Source organism: Cohnella herbarum (assembly GCF_012849095.1).
Lineage (GTDB): Bacteria > Bacillota > Bacilli > Paenibacillales > Paenibacillaceae > Cohnella > Cohnella herbarum.
In genome coordinates this window covers 5,554,501-5,577,500 of sequence record NZ_CP051680.1, presented here as the reverse complement: position 1 = coordinate 5,577,500, position 23,000 = coordinate 5,554,501, and the positions used below count along the sequence as shown (strand labels likewise).

Sequence of the window (23,000 nt, the reverse complement as noted above, 5' to 3'; positions counted from 1 at the left end):
ACCCTCGGCCCTCGCCTTGCTCTTGCCCTTACCCGTCCGAACGATCCCGCATGTGCGGGAACAGCAGAACGTCGCGAATGGATGGCGCATCGGTAAGCAGCATCACCAGACGGTCTACGCCGATACCCAGTCCGCCCGTAGGCGGCATTCCATACTCCAACGCGCGGATGAAGTCGTCGTCCATCTCGTGCGCTTCGTCATTACCCGCTTCTTTCTCCGTCAATTGCGACTCGAACCGTTCGCGTTGATCGATCGGATCGTTCAGCTCAGTGAACGCGTTAGCATGCTCGCGCGCAACGATGAACAGCTCGAAGCGGTCCGTGAAGCGCGGATCGGATTCTTTTTTCTTCGCCAACGGAGAGATCGCCACGGGATGTCCCGTTACGAACGTAGGCTGAATCAACGTATGCTCGCAGAACTGTTCGAAGAACGCGTTGACGATATGCCCGAACGACATGTGCTTCTCGACCGGAACCTTGTGTTCTTTTGCAATCGCGTGAGCTTCCTCGTCCGTCATCTGCACTTCGAAGTCTACGCCAACCGTTTCCTTGATGAGCCCGGTCATCGAGACCCGGCGCCATTCCGGCGTCAAATCCACTTCTTGGCCTTGATAAGTGATCTTGGTCGTTCCGTGCACTTCTTTTGCGATATGAGCGATTAAGTTCTCGGTCAACCGCATGATATCCTCATAATCGGCATACGCCTCGTATAGCTCGATCATCGTAAACTCCGGATTATGGCGCGTCGAGATGCCTTCGTTCCGGTATACCCGGCCGATCTCGTACACCTTCTCCAATCCGCCGACGATCAATCTTTTCAGATGAAGTTCGATCGCAATCCGCATATACAGTTGCATATCCAACGCATTGTGATGAGTAATGAACGGACGTGCCGCCGCTCCGCCCGCAATAGAGTGCAACGTAGGCGTCTCCACTTCCAAATATCCGAGATCGTCCAAATAACGACGCATCGACTGAATGATCCGGGAACGGGAAATGAACGTCTTCTGTACGTCCGGGTTCACGATCAAGTCCACGTAACGCTGACGATAACGGGTTTCCACGTCTTTCAGGCCATGGAATTTGTCCGGCAAAGGAAGCAACGATTTCGTAAGAACCTCTAGATCCTTGACCTTAACGGAAGTCTCGCCTGTTTTCGTCTTGAACACGACACCCTTGACGCCGATCATATCGCCGATGTCCAGCAGATCGAAAGCTTGGAACTTAACGCCCGGAACCGAATCCTCGCGAACATAAATTTGAATTTTGCCGCTCAAGTCCTGCATATTGGCGAACGAAGCTTTGCCCATTCCGCGTTTAGTCATGATGCGTCCGGCCAAACTTACCTCGATCGCGCGCTCCTCTAATTCTTCCTTCGACAACTCCGAATATGCCGCTACGATCTCGCCCGCTTGGTGAGTCCGGTTAAACTTCGTGCCGAACGGATCAACGCCAAGCGCCCGCAGCTCGTCCAATTTGTTCCGTCGGATTTGTAATAGTTCGCCTAATTCCACCGATTCCGGCTGTTCTGTATGTTCCATGATTTCGTTCTCCTTCGTTTCAAGTCTAGGTGACCGCTACGAACATCGATTAACTACGAATAACACAAGCATAAACGGCTTCCGCCGTCCTTTAGGGATGGCGGGGGAACGTTTATGTCGGAGACATATCAAAAAGGTATCGAGAATCTTATACCCTCTGATATGTGCAAAAAAGCTTCCGAAGGAAGCTTTTTACTCCATGTCACTCGGCTTCTCCGTCCAATGACGGCCTATAACATCAGGCTCCGGTCGCGTAGTTACATTTTGATATCGACAATTTTGTATTGAATGATGCCCGCGGGAACGTTCACTTCAACCGTCGTACCTTTCTTCTTGCCGATAATCGCTTTACCGACCGGGCTTTCGTTGGAAATCTTGTTGTTCAGCGGATCGGATTCCGCGGTGCCTACGATCGTGTACTCCATCGTATCGCCGAATTCCAGATCCTCGACGACGACTTTCGAACCGATGCTTACCGTTTCGAGGTCGATCTCGTCGCTATTGATAATCCGCGCGTTGCGAAGCATTTTCTCAAGGGTAATGATGCGTCCTTCGATAAATGCCTGCTCGTTCTTCGCGTCTTCGTACTCGGAGTTTTCGCTGATATCTCCGTAGCCGATGGCTACCTTAATGCGCTCCGCGACTTCGCGGCGTTTGACGGATTTAAGATTCTCGAGTTCATCTTCCAGCCTCTTAAGCCCATCCTGGGTTAGAAGCACTTCCTTATCGCTCATCTCACCGATCTCCTGTCGTGGGAAAGATTTTCAGGGTTGCTAATCCAATATATGGTCGGTCACCGCTGACATGACATCTGAATGGATGCAAGCCTACGATTTTCCTGATGCTTGGGCGAATATTGGTACTGATTATATTTCAACCCCTGAAAAATGTCAATTCGCGGAAAAGGCCGACGTGAAACCGCTTCACCTTAGTGTACGAGAATATCGCCCGGTTCAGAAGCTTCCGCGGCTTCGCGTTGCAACAATTCATCCACCGTTCTCACGTAATCCTCCAACACGCTCACGACCTCCGAACGGGAAGTCAGATCCATGATGGAATTTTTGACGATCGCGGAGTCCGGCATCCCTTTCAGATACCATGCCAGATGCTTGCGCATCTCCCGAACGGCTACGTTCTCGCCCTTCAGATCGGCCAAACGATCCAGATGCAAGACGGCTATCCGGATTTTCTCCCCTGGGGACGGATCCGGCAGCAATTCTCCCGTCGTGAGATAGTGAACGGTACGATAGAGCATCCATGGATTACCCAAGGCTCCCCGTCCGATCATGACGCCGTCGCAGTTCGTGTGCTCGAGCAGACGTTTGGCGTCTTCGGGAGAAAATACGTCTCCGTTGCCGATGACGGGAATGTTAACCGCCTGCTTCACGTCGCGCAAAATATCCCAGTTCGCCTTGCCCGTATAGAGCTGCTCCCGGGTACGGCCATGGACGCTAACCGCCGCTCCGCCGGCACGTTCGACCGCTTGGGCATTCTCCACCGCGTAAATATGCTCATCGTCCCAGCCAATGCGCATCTTAACCGTAACCGGCTTCTTCGCGGCATCCGCTGCGTAGGAAACCATCTCGTAAATTTTCTTCGGATCGAGCAGCCACCTTGCCCCCGCGTCGCATTTCGTTACTTTCGGCACCGGGCAACCCATGTTGATATCGATAATATCCGCATTGGTATTCTGGTCTACGAATTTGACGGCTTCGACGAGAGACTCCTTGTCTCCTCCGAAAATTTGCAAACTTAGCGGTTTCTCGCGCTCGTCCACGAACAGCATTTCCAGCGTCCGCTGATTGCCGTGCAGAATCGCCTTATCGCTAACCATCTCCGCGCATACGAGTCCGCACCCGAATTCCTTGGCAATGAGCCGGAAAGCCGGGTTGCAGACGCCCGCCATCGGGGCTAACACGACGTTATTGTTCATCGGTACGTTACCGATCTTAAGCATATTGTTATTGCTCCTTCCGTAGCTTTAGTCCATCCCATTCGGCATATCTGGCGATTCCTTCTTCCTGCAAAGAGAACGCCGACAGCTCCGACTCCCAAGGGAACGGGATTTCCTCCGGCCAGATGTCCCTAAGCGGAACTAATACAAATGCCCGCTGTCCCATTCTGGGATGCGGGAGCGTTAATTCCGGAGTATCCGCGGTCGCTTCTCCATGAACCAATAAATCCAAATCTATATTGCGCGGTCCCCATCGCACGTCCCTCACGCGACCCATTTCCTGCTCGATCGCCAGCAAGCGACGCAGAAGACCGATCGGATCGAGCTCCGTACCTAGACATACCGCCATGTTGAGAAAAGAGGGCTGATCGGTATAGCCGACAGGGGCGGTCTCGAACGCTGCCGAAACGCGGCGGACTTCAAGCTCGGAATCGGCTTGCAGCCTGCGTATCGCTTCCGCGAGCGACGTTTCCCGGTCGCCCAGATTGGCGCCTAGCGCCACGTATGCTTCTCGCACTTATTTCTCAATCCTCTACAGGTACGATATTCCCGTTCGTATCCCTCTGTCTTCGGAACTCTACGGTCACTCCGTCAAAGGTAATATCGAACGGCGGATTCGGCTTGGTTACCGAAACCGTTGCTTTAATGATACTAGTATACGTACCGAGTACGGCGGAAGCAATGTTTTCGGTCAGCGTCTCGATCAGTTTGACCGGCGGACCCTCTACGATTTGCTTGACCAAAGCATGGATCTCGGCGTAATTGACCGTATCGGCAACGTCGTCGCTCTTAGCCGCGCGGCTAAGATCCAGGCTTAAATCCAGATCGACGTAATATTTCTGGCCGAGTTTATTTTCCTCCGGGTATACTCCGTGATATCCAAAAAACACCATTCGTTTAACCAGCATTCTATCCATGTCGAACCCTCTCCTCTTTCACGGCTTGCCTATATATGATCGCATCGGACATTGCAGCCACCCGCTTCATCTGCAACACGTCATGAACGCGGACGATCTGACACCCTTGAGCAATGCCAAGAGCGGTCGTAGCACCCGTGCCTTCCACTGCCTCGTTCGGGGTAACGCCAAGCGTACTTTGAATGAATCTCTTGCGAGAGGTACCTAAGAGAACCGGATAGCCGAGTCCGACGACTTCGTTCAGACGGCCCATTAACTCCAGATTCTCCTCGTAATCCTTGGCGAAGCCGATTCCCGGGTCGAGCCAGATATTGTCGTCTTCGACACCCGCTTCTTTCGCCAAGCGTACACTCTCCAACAGATCATTAAGAACATCCTTGATATAGTTCGAGTAGTCGCGATTGTCCCGATTATGCGTCAGAATGACCGGGCCTCCGTATTTTGCCGAAATCGCCGCGATTTTCGGTTCGCGCTTAAACCCCCACACGTCATTGACGATATGGGCGCCCGCCTCGAGCGCTTCTCTCGCGACTTCCGCCTTGTAAGTATCCACGCTGATCGGAAGCTTCACTTGTTCTCGTACGGCCTGGATGACCGGAATAATCCGCCGCAGCTCCTCTTCCGCCGGTACCGGATCATGGCCCGGTCGGGTCGATTCTCCCCCGATATCGAGAATATCCGCCCCATCGGCAGCCATTTGCTTAGCTCTTTCGACAGCCGCTTCTACCGAATTGAATCTTCCCCCGTCGGAGAAAGAATCCGGAGTCGCGTTCAAGATTCCCATGACGAGAGTTCGCTGTCCCAGTACAAGATTCAATCCATCTCGAAAAGTATAACTGCGATTATAGAAAGCAGGTTTCATCATTTCGTATCGTTCCTTTCGGCAGCCTCCCGGTATTGATGCATGAGGTTATAAGTAATGGCCCCGACGGAGTTGCAGCCTCCCGGATTCAGCCCCCGCCCGCCGATGTTCTCGACCTTCGTCACCGGAACGATCTCCTGAATGGAATTCGTTAGGAATACCTCGTCCGCATACAATAGCTTGTCCCAAGGATACGATCCCTGTTCCGTCCGGATTCCCATGTCCTTCGCTAATTCCAACACGAACTCGCGCGTGACCCCTTCAAGTAAACCCGTCGAAGCCTCGGGCGTATACAGCACGCCGTCCGATATCCAGAACACGTTGCTGACCATGCCTTCGACGACGAACCCTTCATGGCTCAGGAACAGTCCTTCCGTTCCCGGTCTTGCGCCTTCCCTATTTAATTCTCTCTTGGCATTGATATTATTCATGTAATGAAAAGACTTTAACCGAACATCGCCTTCCGGGGTGCTGCGCGGGAGCTTCAACAGGCGCACGGTTTTCCCTTTTCGGGCGGAGGGCTCGTCTACGGCCAACTCCTTGGCGTACGCGATTTCGTTCGGTTTGTCGTAGACGTCTGCCGGAAGCCCGATCGCTCCTTCTCCCGCGGATACCGACCAACGGATATATCCGTCCGTTAAACCGTTCGCCGCCAATAGTTCGGCAATCGCCGACTTCATCCGTTCGACATCCGGCACGTAACCGATTCCCAGCATTTCGCAGCCCTTGGCCAACCGCGCGGCGTGCCTCTCAAGCAGCCAAGGCCTACCGCCGTAAGTCCGGAACGTCTCGAATAGTCCCATGCCGTACAAAAAACCGTGATCGAATGCGGAGATCACGGCTTCTTGGCTATCTGTCAATTGTCCGTTGTACAGGAAATTCATGCCCGCACGCCCGTTTTCTGACTTAGAAAATTACGCAAAATCTGTAATCCGTAATCCGTCATAATCGACTCCGGATGGAATTGTACGCCTTCCACGACGTATTCTTTATGCCGCAGGCCCATAATCAAGCCATCCTCCGTCTCCGCGCTGATCTCCAGACAGTCCGGCAGCGTATCGCGCTTCACGATCAAGGAGTGGTAACGCGTCGCCGTGAACGGGGAAGGAAGCCCCTCGAAAATCGTGCGCCCGTCGTGCGCGATCTCGGATGTTTTGCCGTGCATGAGTTGGTCCGCCCGAATGACGTCTCCTCCGAAGGCTTGGCCTATCGCTTGATGTCCGAGACAGACGCCGAAGATCGGAATTTCCCCTTTGAACCGTTCCAGCAACGCCAGGCTGACCCCCGCTTCGTTCGGCGTGCAAGGTCCCGGCGAGATCAGAATATGGTCCGGCGCCAGCTTGGCGATGCCGTCCAGGTCGATCTCGTCGTTGCGATGAACGACGATTTCTTCGCCGAGCTCCCCTAAATACTGCACCAAGTTATACGTAAAAGAATCGTAATTGTCGATCACTAGAATCATATCGGTTCACCTTGCCCTTCGCTGTACTGTACCGCTTTCCAAAGCGCCTTGGCTTTGCTCAAGGATTCGCGAAATTCCCGTTCCGGGTCGGAATCGATAACGATTCCCGCTCCGGCTTGAATGTGACAAATCCCGTCCTGAACCGCGATCGTACGAATAATTATATTAAATTCCATATTTCCGCTATAGTCAATCCATCCCATCGAGCCCGTATAAGGTCCTCTTCGGGTCGGCTCCAGCTCTTCGATGATTTCCATCGTGCGGATCTTGGGCGCTCCCGTAATCGTTCCGCCGGGAAACACCGCGGCCAATACGTCCAGCGCGTCTTTCCCCGCTGCCAGCCGAGCCTCGACCTGCGACACCAAATGCATGACGTGCGAATATCGCTCTACCGTCATCAGTTCGGGAACGTGCACCGTCCCGTATTTGGCGACTCGTCCCAGATCATTGCGCTCAAGATCGACAAGCATAACGTGTTCCGCCCGCTCTTTATCGCTCGTCAGCAGTTCATCTTCCATCGCCCGGTCTTCCTCTTGCGTTCTCCCGCGCCGACGGGTACCGGCGATCGGTCTCGTGGACAACCGTCCGGCGTCCAACTTCACGAGCAGTTCCGGAGATGCGCTAACAAGCGAGAAAGCAGGCGTACGAAGCATTCCCATATATGGCGAAGGATTCACGACGCGAAGCCATTCGTACAGCGTTTCCGGCGTTGCCGGCGTCGCCTTGCTCTGGCGCATCGCCAGATTAACCTGAAAGACGTCGCCTTGCCCGATATAGCGTTGGATCGCTCTTACCGCGGATTCATATTCGGCTTTGCTCATCGAAGTCTTTAGACCGGGGAGACTCTCCACGTCGATCTGAAGCCGATCCTCGGCCATCCGCTCGCGCATTTCCCTGCCGCGGATCGCTTGGTCGGGCGACCGACTAGCGGAAACCCACTTGAGCCATTGACGCTCCATATCCAGCGAGCGTTGTCGCGCCGATTGATAGAGTTGCTCCAACGACTCGTTCGCCGTCCTGGCCAGTGGGATATGAACCGCGCAATATACCGCGTTCTCCTGAGTATCCGCAATCCATAACTCCTCGAATCTCTGAAAGACATAGTCTGGAAGCGCCAGATCATCCTTTGCCGCTACGGGGAGCTTCTCCAAGCTGCGCACGACGTCGTAGCTCCAGAAGCCCAGCACGCCTCCGATGCAATCCGGAACGTTCGCCGGCCTAGGTCCCGTCCAAGGGAGCATCCACTCCCTTAGCCGCTCTAACGGAGCGCCTTCTTGTCGACTGACTTCCTCCCAACCGGACGATCCGTTTCGGGCCGGTTCAAGAACCCTCGCTTGCGAGCCTTTACCCTCGATAACCGATACCGGCTTCAAGCCTACGAAGGAGTATCTTCCTCCCTTGCCGCTCTCCAATAGACAAGAATGCGAAGAAGCCTCCGCCCATGCTTGATCCCAGAAAGCCGGCAGCAATTCGCTCGGCTCTAATTCTATTTTGTTGATGTAAGGAAGCAAGGCGTACTTGCCTTCTTCGCTCCACTGCTTCCATTGATCTAATGTTATGGCTTCCACGCTTACTACTCCCTCGGCTGCTTCATATTAAGCAGAATAACACATGGCGGTCCGCATGATCCACCCGGCGGGCGTCCAGCCATCCAATCAAGCATAAACGTTCATCAAAAACAGCTCCCGCCGAAGACGGGAGCTGTCCGATCAAGTCGATTAGTTGTCGAAGTTAAACAGAGGCGTGCTCAAGTAACGTTCGCCGTTGGAAGGAACGACCGCGACGACGCGTTTGCCTTCTCCGAGTTCTTTTGCCACTTTAAGCGCCGCGAAGATCGCCGCTCCGGAGGAAATCCCTACGAGCAAGCCTTCTTTTTTAGCAACCGTCCGCGCCGTTTCGAATGCTTCTTCATTCTCGACCGGAATGACCGCATCGTAAATCTCGCGATTCAGAATGTCCGGAATGAAGTTAGCGCCGATACCTTGAATTTTATGAGGGCCGGGACCGCCGCCGGATAACAACGGAGACGCAGCAGGCTCGACCGCGTAGATCTTGATGTTCGGGAAGTTCTGTTTCAGCACTTCGCCAGCACCGGAGATCGTACCGCCGGTACCGATTCCGCTTACGAAAGCATCGATCTTGCCATCGTAGGAGTTGATCGCTTCAACGATTTCGGGGCCAGTCGTTTCGCGGTGAATTTTCACGTTCGCTTGGTTCTTGAATTGTTGCGGCAAGAAGTAATCAGCGTTTTCTTTCACGATCTCTTCCGCTTTCTTAACGGAACCGTTCATGCCCTCGGAGCCTGGAGTAAGAACGAGCTCGGCGCCATAAGCGCGAAGCAGGTTGCGACGCTCTAAGCTCATCGTTTCCGGCATAACCAGAATCGCGCGGTATCCTTTGGCGGCGGCTACCATCGCCAGTCCGATTCCCGTGTTGCCGCTCGTAGGCTCAACGATCGTGCTCACGCCCGGTTTGATCAGCCCTTGCTTCTCAGCCTCTTCGATCATGCTGATCGCAATACGGTCTTTAACGCTCGAACCCGGATTCTGGTATTCCAGCTTCACGTAGATTTCCGCGCTGCCTTCAGGCACGATGCGATTCAAACGTACGAGTGGCGTATCGCCGATAAGCTGAGTAACATTCTGTACAATCTTAGCCATTGGACATGTTCCCTCCCAAAATTATGCGGCTTTGCCGCCTCATCTCATTAATCCGACTAAAACAGTCGGCTTTTTGTTTGTTTTCATCTTATCAAACCTCGGAGAGGATTGTCAATAGCTGGTTACCCGAATTCCCTATTCGAACCCCCTTATTGTTGCAGGGTCGCATCCTTCACTTCCGCCCGGTACTTTTCCAGAAGATTTTGCTCCAGTTCTTGAATGGGCAACGCTTTCCCAAGAGCTAACTGTTTCCGAACCTCGGACGCGATTTCGTCAGGCGACTTCGTCCGAATTTCCCGTCTGCCGTCGAGCCTCACGATGGCATACCCCTTATCCAGCTCAATGGGCCCCGTCACCTCTCCGACTTGCATCATAGCCACGGTTTCCAACAGCGCCGGCGCCTCGAAAGGATCTCCCGCTTCTATCCAGCCTACGTTGCCGCCTTCGTCAGCCGTAAATTCGTCCAAGGAATTCGAGCGCGCAAGTTCAGCGAAATCCTCGCCTTCTTCAAGGAGCGCAAGCAGCTGCCTCGCCCGCTCATCCGTAAGTACGACGATTTGCGCCCATTGATATTGCTCTTTCGGCAGGAATTGATCCGGATGCTCCTCCAAATAACGATCGATCTCGGACTGGGTCACCGTTATGTCGCCCAATGCAATTTTCTCCAGCAGCAAGCGGTAACGGGCATCCGACCTAACCTCTTCCCGATTCATGCCGAGCTGTTCGTTCATCGCTCTATAGAAATCCTCTTCATCCTCATAACCCTGCCGCATGAGGCGAAGTTCAACCTCCAACTCGTCATCCGTCACTTCGATGTGCAGCGTTGCGGCTTCTTCGTTCACGGCTTCCTGAAGCATCATGCTTCTTAACGTCTGCGCTCCATACGCCGCAAGCAGTTGCTCCAACAATTGTCCTCGCGTAATCGTAACCTTCCCTACCGTTGCCACGAGCTCATCGTCGGCCTTCTGAGCCTTAGGAATCGTCCCGCTAGCGCCTGGGGCGGCCGGCTCGGCATCCGATTTGCAGCCTGATGTCATCGCCAAAGTTGCTAAGAGGGCCAGCAGTACGAGCGGCTTACGCCGTATCGTCTCCCTCATGAGAGATCATCCCTTCCTTAATCCCGGTCCGAAAGACGGTATAACGATTCCAACTGCTCCGCGTCGAATACGTATTTCTCATTACAGAAGTGGCAATGCAGCTCCGCTTGTCCGTCTTCGTCGATTAGGCTTCTAAGCTCTTGTCTGCCCAGCGTTATGAGTACCTGCTCGAATCTATCCCGGGAGCACTTACAGAGAAATCCCGGTTCGATCGTCTGGTGAATCGTTAAGTCATCTCCAACGAGAAAACGTAAAATACCTTCCGGCGTCTCTCCTTGATCAAGCAAAGCCGTGACGTGCGGCATAGCCGCGACCGCTCTCTCCAGTCGAACCAATTGCTCTTCCGCCAATCCTGGCAGCACTTGTACGATAAACCCCCCGGCATGCAATACCGAATTATCCGTATCCACTAGTACGCCTAAGCCAACCGCAGAGGGACTTTGCTCGGATTCCGCGAAATAATAGGTGAAATCCTCCGCAAGCTCGCCCGAGATGATCGGAACGCTTCCTCTATAGGGCTCCTTCAGTCCTAAGTCCTTAGTCACGTGAAGGTATCCCGTTCGGCCGACCGCTCCAGCCACGTCCAGCTTACCCGCGCTATTGCTCGGAAGGTGAACGTGCGGATGATCCACGTAGCCTCTCACTTCTCCCAACGCGTTGGAGTCGACGACGATTTGTCCTAACGGACCGTCGCCCTTGACTTGTACCGTCAGCTTCTCGCGACCCTTGAGCATAACGCCCATCATCGCCGATACCGTCGCCGTGCGCCCGAACGCCGCGGTCGCGGTCGGATATGTATCATGACGCCGTTGCAATTCCGAGACCAGCGCCGTCGTTCTGGCCGCGAATACCCGCAAGCCGCCGTTCCACGCCGTTCCGCGAATAATTTCGTCTTTCACTTTCGTAATCCTCCTCTAAAGCGCCAACTCTTCTGCTTTAACCGACTATCTATTTTTACCCATTACGCTCGTATACAATCCTCAAACCTTCCAAAGTAAGCAAGGGATCCACGAGTTCGATCGTTTCCGATTCTCCCGCAATCATTTCCGCAAGGCCCCCGGTTGCAATGACTCGCGGTTGCACGTTGAACTCCTTGCAGATCCGCTTTACGATCCCGTCGACTTGACCGGCATAGCCGAAAATAATACCCGCTTGCATCGCCGCAACCGTATTGCGACCGATCACGGTTTTCGGTTTGGACAGCTCTATTCGCGGAAGCTTCGCAGCCCGTTGGTATAGCGCCTCTGCGGAGATGCCGATTCCCGGAACGATCGCGCCGCCCAAATACGAACCCGAAGCATCGATATAGTCGAAAGTCGTTGCCGTTCCGAAATCGACCACGATAAGCGGAGTGCCGTATTGCTCGATTCCGGCCACCGCATTCACGATACGGTCGGCACCGACTTCGCGCGGATTCTCGTACCTGATGTTCAAGCCCGTTTTAATGCCCGGCCCAACAACCAATGCTTCTCTTCCCACATACTTATGGAACAACTGCTCCAAAGTATTCATGATCGGAGGAACGACGCAGGACAGAATAACGCCTTCGATCTGCTCTGCCCGAACGCCAGCCAATTGGAACAGGTTCGAGATAAGCACGCCGTATTCATCCACCGTAGCCGATCGATTCGTGCTTAGGCGCCAATCATGCGTAAGCACCTTGCCCTGATACAGCCCCAGTACGATATTCGTATTCCCGACATCCACGACTAGAATCAAGAGGAAGCCCCCTTTTTCTTCGCGTTCAGATCCAAACTGATATCAAGAGCTTGGAAAGAGTGGGTCAAGCTGCCGACCGAGATGACATCGACGCCGGTTTTAGCCACTTCTACAACCCGTTCCGGAGTGATTCCTCCAGAAGCTTCGAGCACGATATGAGGCGCAATTTCACGAATCACGGATACGGCTTCGGCCATAGCGGCAGCGCTCATGTTGTCCAACATCACGATATGCGCGCCCGCAGACACGCCTTCCTTGGCCTGTTCTAAGCTTTCCGCTTCCACTTCGATCATCATCGTATGAGGAATACGGGCTTTGGCCGCCCGGATGGCCGCCGTTATTCCCCCCGCCGCGACGATGTGGTTGTCCTTGATCATGACCGCATCGTACAAACCGAAGCGATGGTTCGCACCGCCGCCGATTCTAACCGCGTATTTCTCCAAAGTGCGGTGTCCGGGAGTCGTCTTGCGGGTATCCGCGATTCTAACCGACTGTCCTTGGGCAGCGACAACGTATTCATTCGTTTTCGTTGCAATGCCGGATAGACGTTGAAGCAAGTTAAGCGCTAATCTTTCGCCCGTAAGAATGCTATGAGTCGAACCCTCGACGATCGTCAGAACCGTACCGCGTTCCACTTTCGTCCCGTCCGATACTTGCGCGTTGAATTTCAAACTCTTATCGATCACCTCGAAAACAAGCCGAGCCAAAGGAATGCCCGCAACAATTCCGGACTGCTTGGCGTGAATGATTCCGCTCGATTGGTGATCTTGAGGCACGGTCGCCATCGTCGTGACGTCCCCCGAGCCGATATCTTCCGCAAGCCATGCGCGGAGGTGCTCCTTCACCGCGTCAACCGCGGGTCCCCCGATCGCCCATTCGCTCTCTCGTTCAAACATCGTCGTCGACCCTTTCTGTGCGTATCCCGTTTTCCCTATTTATTATTGTATGCACGTGCCAGTTCTGGTCGTCTTTCTGCGGATAGTCTTCCCTATAATGTCCGCCGCGACTTTCTTCGCGATACAACGCCGATTCGGTCACCAGAAGGGCGCACGTAAGTAGATTGGCATACTCTAACTCTTCCCGTTTCGTTAAGGAAAGCTGGAATAAAGGCAATTGTTTCTTTAAATCCTCTAACCCTTTGATCAGTCCGGCCCGGTTCCTTCGCAATCCCGCGTAACGAACCATACCCTTCTGAAGCTTCAATCTCCGTTCGATTAAAGCCCCGGTCAGAGCCGCATGCCTCTCGGCGGTCGGTCCATTATCGGCGATCGCCTTATTCGGCGGCAATTGATTAATCGCGTCTACGATCCGTTGTCCGAAAACGATGGCTTCCGACAACGAATTGCTCGCAAGCCGATTCGCTCCGTGGACGCCCGTCGAGGAAGCTTCCCCGCAAGCGAACAGACGGCGAATGCTCGTCTCTCCGCGCAGATTCGTCTTGACCCCGCCCATCATATAATGGGCAGCGGGAGCAACCGGAATCCAATCGGTTGTCATATCCAGTCCGTAATTCAAACAAAATTCGTATATCGTCGGAAAACGATGCTTAATGAGTTCAGGGGTTTCGTGAGTAATATCGATATAGACGTAAGTTGACTTCGTCGCCTCCATCTCGCTAACGATCGCGCGAGCGACGACATCCCTTGGAGCAAGCTCCAACTGAGGGTGGTAATTCTCCATAAACCGATCGCCGCGAATGTTGCGCAAATACGCCCCTTCGCCCCGAACCGCTTCGGAGATCAGAAATCTCGGCGCACCGGGATAACAAAGAGACGTCGGATGGAATTGGTTGAATTCCATATCCCGAATATCCGCGCCTGCCCGGTAAGCCATCGCTACGCCGTCGCCGGTTGCGACTTCGGGATTCGTCGTGTATCTGTAGAGTTGACCGGTTCCCCCGGTACATAGAATCGTTGCCCGTCCGAATACGGCCACGCGCGATCCGTCCGGCTTCTGAACGATCGCTCCGCGGCATTCGCCGTCTTTTGTCAACAAGTCTAGCACGAAATGGTCATCCCACAATTCGAGGGTCGGATCGGATTTGACCTTCTCCGCCAATGCGCGAACGATCTCGTAACCGGTTGCGTCCCCGTTCGCGTGAAGAATACGGCGCTGACTGTGCGCGCCTTCCTTCGTTAGGGCAAAATGGCCGTTCTCTTCATCGAAGTTCGTCCCGTAACGGATCAGCTCTTGAACCCCTTTGGGTCCTTCATGAACAAGAACGTCGACTGCCGAGGCTTCGCAAAGACCTGCCCCGGCAATCAACGTATCTTGTGCAAGAAAATCGGGCGAATCTTCGTCCGAAATTACCGCGGCTATCCCGCCTTGCGCATAACGAGTATTACTGTCGAACAAAGATTTCTTGGTTATCATTAATACGCGCTTCGTTTCGCTCGCCTTGAGCGCCGTAAATAGTCCAGCAATACCGGCTCCAATCACGATAACGTCCGTCTCTACGCGAGGAAGTTTGTCTAGATCAAAATCGACAACGTAACGTGGAATCATGGATAAGTTCGTCCCCAGTCCGACAAGAGAGTAGCGCAGGCAGGTTACTTAACCAGTAGCATGCGCTCCAGCGATAAACGGGCTTTGTCCGCAACGTCCTGCGGCACATAGATTTGCGGTTGCATCGTCTCCAATGCCTTGACGACCTTCTTCAGGTTATTCACCTTCATATTCGGACAGACAAGAAATTTCGATGCGAAATGAAAGGTTTTGTCCGGGCTGTCCAACCGCAATTGATACCCGGTGCCGTCTTCCGTTCCAACGATAAATTCTTTATGGCTGGATTCGCGGCAGTATTTCAGAATTCCCGTCGTGCTTCCCACGAAGTCCGCCATCTCCACCACTTCGGGACGGCATTCCGGATGAACGACGAATTCCGCGTTCGGATATTTCGCCCGCATTTCCTCGACGTCTTTAATGGTAAGCATGTCGTGGGTGTTGCAATAACCTTCCCAGATAATCATTTTCTTGTCGGTAAACTGGGAAACGTAATGGCCGAGATTTTTGTCCGGGCACCAGATAATCTCATCGGCATCGACCGAATTCACGACCTTAACCGCGTTAGCGGACGTACAACAAATATCCGTCTCCGCTTTCACGTCCGCCGAAGAGTTAATATACGTGACGACCTTGGCGTTCGGATGTTTCGCTTTAAGCTCGCGCAATCCGATCGGATTGACCATATCCGCCATCGGGCAGCCCGCGCGTTCGTCCGGTACGAGAACCGTCTTGTGGGGAGCCAGTATTTTGGCGCTTTCCCCCATGAAGTGCACGCCGCAGAATACGATGACGTCCGCATCCGTGGATGCCGCCTTCTGAGCGAGGAGAAAAGAATCTCCGCGGAAATCCGCGACCTCCTGTATTTCATCACGCTGATAATAATGAGCGAGAATAATGGCATTACGTTCCTTCTTTAGCTGCATAAGCCGCTCGCGCAATTCGCGATTCTGCTCTGCTTTACGCTCCAGGGCCAAAGCCTCCATGAAAATCTCCTCCCTAAGATGAACCGGTAGTTTGTGAATGAATGCACAAACATGGCGGGAATACTGTCTTTAGTGTGGACGAAAAGGACTTCGTTCATTAACACTTAATTTACACTTGCCTGATAAGGCTGTCAATTCATCTTGAACCGATTGTAAGCCCTTTTTCTCGGCTATGACTTAATATTCCTCAAAGCTGGAAACGCAGCTCCGATTTACCTGTTTCTAACTCGCTTTCTTCCCCGTTTCCACTTCATAGCGAAGGTTTTATGTGCAGTTTGATCGTGCAATGAAAAACGGGGTGCCCCTAAGCGCCATAAGCGCGGGAGCACCCCGTGTAATTTGCTGTTACTTCGGTTCTTCGGAATCGTCGTCTTTGCGCAAGTCCGGCATAGTTGCCAGCGGCTCGTCTTCGCGGGTTTGAATCCGCACTTTAACGTTGCCCAGCGTATCTACGATCGGTTCGGCTTTAGACTCTTCGCCGGAGGAGGAACCTTCTCCCTCTTCGCTCGGAACGATAATCCCCTTCTCGATCAAGGATTTGATCTGTTCGAGGTCAAGCGTCTCCACGTCAAGAAGCGTCTTCGCGATCAAGTGCATCTCGGCGCTCTTCTCGGTTAACAGCTTCTTCGCGCGATCGTAACAATCCCGCGTAATGCTTTGCATCTCTTGGTCGATCTCGTAAGCGATCGCATCGGAGTAGTTCTGTTCATGCCCGATGTCCCGACCTAAGAATACTTGACCCTGAGAGCTTCCGAATTGCATCGTTCCGAGCTTGTCGCTCATCCCGTATTCCATGATCATCGCGCGAACGATGCTCGTCGCGGACTTAAAGTCGCTGTAAGCGCCCGTTCCGATTTCGCCGATGAAGATTTCCTCGGCCGCACGGCCCGCGAGCAATCCCGTTACTTTGTCGAGGAGCTCTTGCTTGGTTACGAGCATACGATCTTCCTTAGGAAGCATGATGACGTAACCGCCGGCGCGTCCGCGAGGAATGATCGTTACCTTATGCACCGTATCGGCATGCTCGAGGAAGAATCCGGCAATCGTATGTCCGGCTTCGTGGTAGGCGACAATGCGCTTCTCGCGATCGCTGATCACGCGGCTCTTCTTCTCCGTACCGACGACAACGCGGTCGATCGCTTCATCGACTTCCAGCATCGCGATATCTTTTTTATTCCGTCGTGCGGCAAGCAATGCCGCTTCGTTCAATAGATTTTCCAAGTCCGCGCCCGTAAATCCGGTAGTCCGCTTCGCGATCGTGCCAAGGCGAACATCCTTGTTCAACGGTTTGTTGCGCGCGTGAACCTTCAGCACCGCTTCGCGGCCCTTCACGTCTGGACGATCCACCGTGATCTGACGGTCGAAACGACCCGGACGAAGCAGGGCGGGATCGAGAATGTCGGGACGGTTCGTCGCGGCAACGATGATGATTCCTTCGTTAGCGCCGAATCCATCCATCTCCACGAGGAGTTGGTTCAATGTTTGCTCGCGCTCGTCATGTCCGCCGCCAAGGCCTGCGCCCCGTTGACGTCCTACTGCATCGATCTCATCGATAAAGATAATGCAGGGCGAGTTTTTCTTCGCGTTCTCGAATAGATCACGGACACGGGATGCCCCGACGCCCACGAACATCTCGACGAAATCCGAACCGGAGATCGTGAAGAACGGAACTCCCGCTTCTCCCGCAACCGCGCGGGCGAGCAAGGTTTTACCCGTACCTGGAGGACCTACGAGAAGAACGCCTTTCGGAATGCGTGCGCCAAGCGCGGCAAACTTACGGGGATCTTTCAAGAATTCGACGACTTCGACCAATTCCTGTTTCTCTTCATCCGCTCCGGCCACATCCTCGAACGTAACCCGCTTTTTCTCTTCATTATAGAGACGGGCGCGGCTCTTGCCGAAGTTCATTACTTTGCCGCCGCCGCCCTGCGCCTGATTGATCAGGAAGAAGAACAGTACGAACATGATAATGAACGGAATGATGGAAGTCAGAAATGTCAGCCAGAAGCTTTGTCCCGGCATTTTTTTGTCTTCGACGGCAATGCCTTTTTGAACAGCCGTATCATGCAATTTCGTTGCCGCAACCTCGGTTAAAGGAAGGCGGCCCGAGAATAAATCGCTCTTGACGTCGGCAGGCTTCTGTTTGTATTTACCGGTAATTAAATAGGTACCGCCTTGTGGCTGAATCGTAAGCTCGGTAGCGTTACCTTGTTCTACCACCTGCATAATTTCATTGTAATTCAAAGCCTTAGTCGTCTCGTTCTTTCCAATGAAAAACTGAACGATTCCGACAGTCACCAAAAAGATAAGTAAGTAAAACCCTGTGTTGCGGATGAACCGATTCATCCCCGACCTCCTCTCGACACGCTTACATCATTTTACCATAGCCTGTCTTGGCATCACAATCACTACGCGCCGTCATAAAGACGACGTGTCTTAACTCGAATACACTTCCGGTTTAAGAATTCCCACATACGGCAGATTGCGGTATTTCTCCGCGTAATCAAGACCGTAACCGACGACGAACGCATCCGGAATCGTAAACCCGGTATAATCGGCGTTCAGGTCTACCGTGCGGCGCCCCGGCTTATCGAACAGCGCCACGACGTTGACGGATAACGCATTGCGGCGTTCCAGCACATCGATCAAATAACTCAAGGTCAAACCGCTGTCAATAATATCTTCTACGATAAGTACGTCGCGCCCTTCAACGGAGGCGTCTAAATCTTTAATGATTTTGACTTCGCCGGAAGACCTTGTGGAATTGCCGTAACTCGATACCGCCATAAAATCAAGTTCGATCGGGATAACGATATTCTTGGACAAATCCGCCATAAAAATAAAAGCGCCCTTCAGTACGCAAATGACGAGCGGATTACGCCCCTCGTAGTCGCGGCTGATCGCCGCCCCTAGTTCCTGTACCTTTTGCTGAATTACTTCTTCCGAGTAGAGAACTTCTTGAATGTCTTTTTGCAAAAAAGGTACCTCCCATTGAGATTATTACACGGTATGATGGCATTACTCCGATCATGCCCTAGTTTTCAGTCCCGACCAAGCATAAACGGATATCGCCGTTCTTAGGAATGGCGGAGACGAATCGGATAAGCCTAACGTCATTCTTTCCGAGTCGCGTAAGTGAAACGCCATGTCGATCGGGTATCCGCGGTAACCAAAGCATGACTTGAACGACGCATTCCCGGTATCCAGAGCACGCGTCCATCTCCATCTACCAACAGGGGAAGTTTATCGCGGCGGGAACGTGGCACTTTGGCATCGACGAACATATCTTGCACTTTTTTGGTGCCGTTTAGTCCGTAAGGATGCATAAGGTCTCCAGGCAATCGGCTGCGAACCCGAAGGGGCATAATCAATTCATCGGCATCGAAGCTAGCTTCATTCCGGTTTGTCGTCCCGTTGGGCAAAGAACCCTCCAGACGTTCTAACCGAATATGCTCCCCTGTTTCCCCGATCGCAACCTCGCTTATATTATCGGAGACGATATACGTAAAATTTACCGGTTCCGGATGACCCGGGCCGATATACGCCTGTTCGTATTCCCTTATCATCACCCAGCCATCCCCGATATCTAACTGCGTAACCGTGGGACGCTCCTGTGTAAGCGCAGCAAGGATTTCCTCCACATGCCCGTAGTCCAGCATATCGCGCGGGTTCGAAGAACAGTTTAATATTAATTTAATCAATCTGCGTTGTAAAGCGACGTGGAGGCCGCGGAACCGTCGTCGCTCTAACCGGAAGCCTTCCCCCGAAGGAGTTACTCCCTCTTGAAAGGCTTGAAGGGTCTGGCCTTCCATGTAGTCGTCATCCGCCGCTGCCAGATCGGATAGTCTGACCAAGGAAGCCTTCAGCCTAGGATTATATTGTTCAATCATCGGCATTACATCCAATCGGACGGCATTACGGAAGTAATGCCGGTCGATATTACTGCTATCTACCGCGAAAGGCACCCCGTTTCGCTTACAATAATCCAGAAGCTCACATTTGGTTATACGTAACAAGGGGCGAATCAGTTCCAATTGTTCTTCTTTTCGACGATATGGGATGCCGGCTAACCCGCTGACTCCCGTTCCCCTTATGACTCTCATAAGGACCGTCTCCGCTTGATCGTCCGCATGATGTCCGGTCAGCAAGTACTTAGCGGAATACTTGTTTGCGACCCGTTTCAGAAAATCATACCGCTTTTCCCGCGATGCCGTCTGGGGATTGATCCCCGAATCCGCTATGTACGCAGGCATTCCAAGCTCGACGGATTCAAACGGCATTCCGTACTCCGAGGCCAAGCCGCGCACCAGTTCCGCTTCGGCATCGGATTCCGATCCGCGGAATTGATGGTTCGCATGAGCTACGATGACTTGAAAAGGCTCTTCCCTCGCCATCGCGTTCAGAATATGAAGCAGCGCCATAGAATCCGGCCCGCCCGAAACCGCCGCGACGACTTTGCCCTCTACGTGCCACCAGCCTTCCGCCCGCGCCTGTGCCATGATGCTTCGTTCCCACTCATCCTGCGGTTGCACCGTCATTGCTCCTTTAACGACCTCTATAAGTGCCAGTTCAAAAGGTCAGGTTAAGATTCGACGTCGAACCCGCTCCCTGCTTCGCTTCGTGATCAAAACATGACTTTTTGAACTTCCTCTATAAAGAGGATAAACACTCTTTACGCTCTATTGAAACAACCAGATCGCCGCAACCGATACGCTTAGCACGATCGCCGCTCCTAGCAGTCCCGCCATCCAGCCGGGTACACGGTCTCCGGGAGACTTCGGCTTCTGCGAAATCCTGACCGCTTCCCTCCACTCGCGACCCGCTTCCCGCGTATCCGAGAATCGTCCCGTCAGAGCCTTCTCCATCCAACCCTCAAGCGGCAGTAGCTTAGGATTGCTTCCCACGAGCTTCAGCAGCTCCCGCGGGTGCCGATTTTGCGGAAGCAGCGTCTTCGTCAATTGGATTAACCGTTTGCCGTCGAGAGCATGCAGCCATAGCATGGCTACGGCAAAATGGTCGTATGCCGGATCTGCGATACGGCTCCCGGCCGACCAGTACCCCCGGTCGTAAATCTCGGTAAACTGCCGAACGCTGCGGCCGATGGCGGATGCTCCGCCGAAATCGACCAATTCCACTCGCCCGTATTCTCCGACAAGCACGTTATCGCTCTTAATATCCCCGAATACCCAGCCTGCTTCATGTAATTCCGTTAACCGTTCTAGGAGCCGGTAACCCACGACGCCCAGCCAATGCGAGCCATGCTCGCTTAAATAAGCCTTGACCGGGATGCCTGCAATGTATCTCATTACGTAGAAGGGAACTTTCTTGCCCTCCAGTATTCCGTCGTCCACATCTAACAGAAAGGGAGACCGCTGTTTCTGCGAATGGTCCAGAGAAGTTAGAATATTCACTTCCCCTTGCAACTCCGCGGCTTCATGACCGATCTTAACCGCGCAACCGACCCGGTTACCCGCGGTAGCCAAATAGACTTGCCCATTCGAGCCTAATCCTAGCAATCGTTCCAAGCGATAGTGCTTCCCATTCCACTTGCCCCTAATTTCCGTCCCCTTAGGGTAAGGCTGATTATCAGACGACGTAGTCACTCCGCACCTCGTTCGAATCGCCCCGCGCAGCCTGGAGTGGCGCATCCGCTAGCTCTGTTTTGCTTATTTTACCACAAGTCTCGCCGATATAATCAACGACTTGCAATAGGGCAGGTCCCGTTGGAGTCGTCCCCCGCATCCGAATTCGGTTGAATAGGGAACCGATCTTAGCGGAACTCGCGGTCCAACCCGCATCCATAACGCAGTAATCATGCTGCGATTCTCCCGGAAAATGGAATACGGATACTTGGCTTCTACCCGTCCTGGCTTGCAGACTTAAGGTTAGATCGCGGATCGCTTCCTCCACGGCGTGCAGCTTGGGCTTCATGCTGGCGCTGGCATCGATGAGCAGCGCCACGGAAAGCGACATCGTTTCTTCCATATCCTCCATCACTCTTACGACTTCCGCGCGTTTAGGCGGAGGAAGCGCCCCGACGTTCTCGACCCCGAACAGCTGCTTCAGTTCTTGATTGACGGCTTGGCGAATGCTTCCCGCCACCGTCTGTCTCGTCATCATCTGCACCGTACGGGATAATTGACGGCTCGTGACGATTTGACTGATCCCGCCTCCGGCGCGCGCGATCTCGGCAATCTCCGCCGCTCCGTACTCTCCGATAGTTCCTTCGTCGATTACGCCCGCTACGTTCACCGTAATTCCTTCCGCATAGGCTTGCGCCGCGGCAATAACGGGACTCTCTCCCACATTCGACCCTCCGTCGGTAATGAGCAAGATTTGCTTCATCATTCCACGCTCCTCTTCTTGTCTTGAATCTATTAAAGAGTGTCGCCAAGGAATGGAAGATTTAACCTTGAAACGTTCAAGCTCGGGTCGTATTGCCGAGGCTGATGTAAAGAACCTTTGGAGCGTATAGCCGCCTGATTGACCTGACCGCGTTACTATCTGCCGTAGAGTTATGACGTATTTTTATATATAATTGGATTTATATCGTGATTTGTATCGGTCAATGAATGAGTGTAGGGATTATCCGACTATACTGGTATTACGAGGAGAGGAGCAACGATCATGAGAAAAATGACTCTAACGGACATTCAAAATATTAAACGCTTGAGCGATGATGCCGTCGAACATTCTCTCGATTATTCCGTCGCTCTATTTCGTGGCAGAAAACAGCAACCGCAACAAGCAGATAACCTGCCTCCACGAAGCCCCGACGAGATCAAAGCCCTTAACTACTTAGCGCGTAACAAGCTGCTGACTGCCATGAGTAACGGAACCGTTCAATATGACGCAGAAAGACGGGTGTTGCGCCTTGCTAAATATACAACAGGCGAATGAAGCGCTTGTGCAACTAGCAAGTAAGGACAAGTTCGATAGACTTAATACCCTCGAACCTCTTGGCGGGAAACTACGATAAAATAACCGAATTGCAAGTAGAAGAAAAAGTCGTGTACGTGATTGGCCTTGAAGACATTATTCTAGATAGATTGAGAAAAGCCGTTCATTGGAGCTCGGGAAGAGACCGCGAGTGGGGGTATAGGCTTCTGCTTATGTATTTGGAGAACCTGGATTTGAACTATCTCACAAGCCAGTTCGAGAACGATTCAGAGAAAGCGGAATTTCGAATTTGGTTCGATGAAGCTGTAAGCGAGAAAGACCGGAAGCTAAACTAGCCAAGCCGTCATCATCATTATGAAACCCGACCGTTATCCGTAGCTTTACAATAAAAAGGAGCTTTC

23 protein-coding genes are annotated in these 23,000 nt (G+C 53.0%); 2 read left to right on the top strand and 21 right to left on the bottom strand.

Annotated features, from left to right (window positions below):
- Nucleotides 1–28: 28 nt before the first annotated feature.
- From lysS to HH215_RS23620, 21 genes are all read right to left on the bottom strand, one after another.
- Complete coding sequence (lysS, locus tag HH215_RS23720; protein ID WP_169282144.1) at nucleotides 29–1,540, bottom strand: lysine--tRNA ligase; 1,512 nt, start codon at nucleotides 1,538–1,540, stop codon at nucleotides 29–31.
- Between the two features lie 257 nt (nucleotides 1,541–1,797).
- On the bottom strand, nucleotides 1,798–2,274 hold the full coding sequence (gene greA, locus HH215_RS23715; protein ID WP_169282143.1) for a transcription elongation factor GreA: 477 nt from the start codon (nucleotides 2,272–2,274) through the stop codon (nucleotides 1,798–1,800).
- Nucleotides 2,275–2,468: 194 nt separating this feature from the next.
- Nucleotides 2,469–3,497 carry a tRNA dihydrouridine synthase DusB gene (gene dusB, locus HH215_RS23710; protein ID WP_169282142.1) on the bottom strand — a complete coding sequence of 343 codons (1,029 nt, stop codon included), beginning with the start codon at nucleotides 3,495–3,497 and terminating at the stop codon, nucleotides 2,469–2,471.
- Nucleotides 3,498–3,501: 4 nt separating this feature from the next.
- Entirely contained in the window at nucleotides 3,502–4,011 is a 510-nt protein-coding gene (gene folK / locus HH215_RS23705; RefSeq protein ID WP_169282141.1) for a 2-amino-4-hydroxy-6-hydroxymethyldihydropteridine diphosphokinase, read from the bottom strand.
- A gap of 7 nt (nucleotides 4,012–4,018) precedes the next feature.
- A complete protein-coding gene (gene folB, locus HH215_RS23700) occupies nucleotides 4,019–4,411 on the bottom strand; it encodes a dihydroneopterin aldolase (protein WP_169282140.1) in 393 nt (130 codons plus the stop codon).
- Nucleotides 4,404–5,273: a dihydropteroate synthase gene (gene folP, locus HH215_RS23695; RefSeq protein ID WP_169284548.1), complete on the bottom strand. Its 870-nt coding sequence runs from the start codon at nucleotides 5,271–5,273 to the stop codon at nucleotides 4,404–4,406. The genes folB and folP overlap by 8 nt, the downstream gene beginning before the upstream one ends.
- A complete protein-coding gene (pabC, locus tag HH215_RS23690; protein ID WP_169282139.1) occupies nucleotides 5,273–6,157 on the bottom strand; it encodes an aminodeoxychorismate lyase in 885 nt (294 codons plus the stop codon). Before pabC ends, folP begins: the two co-directional genes overlap by 1 nt.
- Nucleotides 6,154–6,735, bottom strand: a complete 582-nt coding sequence (gene pabA / locus HH215_RS23685; RefSeq protein WP_169282138.1) for an aminodeoxychorismate/anthranilate synthase component II — start codon at nucleotides 6,733–6,735, stop codon at nucleotides 6,154–6,156. The genes pabC and pabA overlap by 4 nt, the downstream gene beginning before the upstream one ends.
- Nucleotides 6,732–8,303, bottom strand: coding sequence for an anthranilate synthase component I family protein (locus tag HH215_RS23680; protein ID WP_169282137.1), 1,572 nt, complete (start codon nucleotides 8,301–8,303; stop codon nucleotides 6,732–6,734). Before HH215_RS23680 ends, pabA begins: the two co-directional genes overlap by 4 nt.
- 150 nt (nucleotides 8,304–8,453) lie before the next feature.
- The gene (cysK, locus tag HH215_RS23675; protein ID WP_169282136.1) at nucleotides 8,454–9,395 is read right to left on the bottom strand and encodes a cysteine synthase A; all 942 of its coding nucleotides are present in this window, start codon (nucleotides 9,393–9,395) and stop codon (nucleotides 8,454–8,456) included.
- 149 nt (nucleotides 9,396–9,544) lie between these two features.
- Nucleotides 9,545–10,492: a peptidyl-prolyl cis-trans isomerase gene (locus HH215_RS23670; protein WP_169282135.1), complete on the bottom strand. Its 948-nt coding sequence runs from the start codon at nucleotides 10,490–10,492 to the stop codon at nucleotides 9,545–9,547.
- A gap of 17 nt (nucleotides 10,493–10,509) precedes the next feature.
- Nucleotides 10,510–11,400: an Hsp33 family molecular chaperone HslO gene (gene hslO, locus HH215_RS23665; RefSeq protein ID WP_169284547.1), complete on the bottom strand. Its 891-nt coding sequence runs from the start codon at nucleotides 11,398–11,400 to the stop codon at nucleotides 10,510–10,512.
- A 46-nt stretch (nucleotides 11,401–11,446) separates the two neighbouring features.
- Nucleotides 11,447–12,211 carry a type III pantothenate kinase gene (locus tag HH215_RS23660; RefSeq protein WP_169282134.1) on the bottom strand — a complete coding sequence of 255 codons (765 nt, stop codon included), beginning with the start codon at nucleotides 12,209–12,211 and terminating at the stop codon, nucleotides 11,447–11,449.
- A complete protein-coding gene (nadC, locus tag HH215_RS23655) occupies nucleotides 12,208–13,107 on the bottom strand; it encodes a carboxylating nicotinate-nucleotide diphosphorylase (RefSeq protein ID WP_169282133.1) in 900 nt (299 codons plus the stop codon). Before nadC ends, HH215_RS23660 begins: the two co-directional genes overlap by 4 nt.
- Nucleotides 13,100–14,716 (bottom strand): L-aspartate oxidase, encoded by a 1,617-nt coding sequence (gene nadB, locus HH215_RS23650; RefSeq protein ID WP_169282132.1) that lies wholly within the window; start codon nucleotides 14,714–14,716, stop codon nucleotides 13,100–13,102. The genes nadC and nadB overlap by 8 nt, the downstream gene beginning before the upstream one ends.
- 44 nt (nucleotides 14,717–14,760) lie before the next feature.
- A complete protein-coding gene (nadA, locus tag HH215_RS23645; RefSeq protein ID WP_169282131.1) occupies nucleotides 14,761–15,699 on the bottom strand; it encodes a quinolinate synthase NadA in 939 nt (312 codons plus the stop codon).
- A gap of 345 nt (nucleotides 15,700–16,044) precedes the next feature.
- Complete coding sequence (ftsH, locus tag HH215_RS23640; protein ID WP_169282130.1) at nucleotides 16,045–18,045, bottom strand: ATP-dependent zinc metalloprotease FtsH; 2,001 nt, start codon at nucleotides 18,043–18,045, stop codon at nucleotides 16,045–16,047.
- A 90-nt stretch (nucleotides 18,046–18,135) separates the two neighbouring features.
- A complete protein-coding gene (hpt, locus tag HH215_RS23635) occupies nucleotides 18,136–18,675 on the bottom strand; it encodes a hypoxanthine phosphoribosyltransferase (RefSeq protein WP_169282129.1) in 540 nt (179 codons plus the stop codon).
- 137 nt (nucleotides 18,676–18,812) lie between these two features.
- Entirely contained in the window at nucleotides 18,813–20,231 is a 1,419-nt protein-coding gene (gene tilS / locus HH215_RS23630) for a tRNA lysidine(34) synthetase TilS (RefSeq protein ID WP_169282128.1), read from the bottom strand.
- Nucleotides 20,232–20,378: 147 nt separating this feature from the next.
- On the bottom strand, nucleotides 20,379–21,302 hold the full coding sequence (locus tag HH215_RS23625) for a serine/threonine protein kinase (RefSeq protein ID WP_254450196.1): 924 nt from the start codon (nucleotides 21,300–21,302) through the stop codon (nucleotides 20,379–20,381).
- A complete protein-coding gene (locus HH215_RS23620; protein ID WP_169284546.1) occupies nucleotides 21,286–22,044 on the bottom strand; it encodes a vWA domain-containing protein in 759 nt (252 codons plus the stop codon). Before HH215_RS23620 ends, HH215_RS23625 begins: the two co-directional genes overlap by 17 nt.
- Nucleotides 22,045–22,326: 282 nt before the next feature.
- Here HH215_RS23620 and HH215_RS23615 point away from each other — a divergent pair, with 282 nt between their 5' ends.
- Together HH215_RS23615 and HH215_RS23610 are read left to right on the top strand one after the other, a co-directional pair.
- On the top strand, nucleotides 22,327–22,599 hold the full coding sequence (locus HH215_RS23615) for a hypothetical protein (protein WP_169282126.1): 273 nt from the start codon (nucleotides 22,327–22,329) through the stop codon (nucleotides 22,597–22,599).
- Between the two features lie 110 nt (nucleotides 22,600–22,709).
- Nucleotides 22,710–22,934, top strand: a complete 225-nt coding sequence (locus tag HH215_RS23610) for a hypothetical protein (RefSeq protein WP_169282125.1) — start codon at nucleotides 22,710–22,712, stop codon at nucleotides 22,932–22,934.
- Nucleotides 22,935–23,000: the final 66 nt, after the last annotated feature.

Excerpts from the sequence above, each read along its gene's own strand:
- lysS (WP_169282144.1), bottom strand. The coding sequence starts at position 1,540 with ATGGAACATACAGAACAGCCGGAATCGGTGGAATTAGGCGAACTATTA.
- greA (WP_169282143.1), bottom strand. The coding sequence starts at position 2,274 with ATGAGCGATAAGGAAGTGCTTCTAACCCAGGATGGGCTTAAGAGGCTG.
- dusB (WP_169282142.1), bottom strand. The coding sequence starts at position 3,497 with ATGCTTAAGATCGGTAACGTACCGATGAACAATAACGTCGTGTTAGCC.
- folB (WP_169282140.1), bottom strand. The coding sequence starts at position 4,411 with ATGGATAGAATGCTGGTTAAACGAATGGTGTTTTTTGGATATCACGGA.
- folP (WP_169284548.1), bottom strand. The coding sequence starts at position 5,273 with ATGAAACCTGCTTTCTATAATCGCAGTTATACTTTTCGAGATGGATTG.
- pabC (WP_169282139.1), bottom strand. The coding sequence starts at position 6,157 with ATGAATTTCCTGTACAACGGACAATTGACAGATAGCCAAGAAGCCGTG.
- pabA (WP_169282138.1), bottom strand. The coding sequence starts at position 6,735 with ATGATTCTAGTGATCGACAATTACGATTCTTTTACGTATAACTTGGTG.
- cysK (WP_169282136.1), bottom strand. The coding sequence starts at position 9,395 with ATGGCTAAGATTGTACAGAATGTTACTCAGCTTATCGGCGATACGCCA.
- HH215_RS23670 (WP_169282135.1), bottom strand. The coding sequence starts at position 10,492 with ATGAGGGAGACGATACGGCGTAAGCCGCTCGTACTGCTGGCCCTCTTA.
- nadC (WP_169282133.1), bottom strand. The coding sequence starts at position 13,107 with ATGTTTGAACGAGAGAGCGAATGGGCGATCGGGGGACCCGCGGTTGAC.
- nadB (WP_169282132.1), bottom strand. The coding sequence starts at position 14,716 with ATGATTCCACGTTACGTTGTCGATTTTGATCTAGACAAACTTCCTCGC.
- nadA (WP_169282131.1), bottom strand. The coding sequence starts at position 15,699 with ATGGAGGCTTTGGCCCTGGAGCGTAAAGCAGAGCAGAATCGCGAATTG.
- ftsH (WP_169282130.1), bottom strand. The coding sequence starts at position 18,045 with ATGAATCGGTTCATCCGCAACACAGGGTTTTACTTACTTATCTTTTTG.
- HH215_RS23620 (WP_169284546.1), bottom strand. The coding sequence starts at position 22,044 with ATGAAGCAAATCTTGCTCATTACCGACGGAGGGTCGAATGTGGGAGAG.
- HH215_RS23615 (WP_169282126.1), top strand. The coding sequence starts at position 22,327 with ATGAGAAAAATGACTCTAACGGACATTCAAAATATTAAACGCTTGAGC.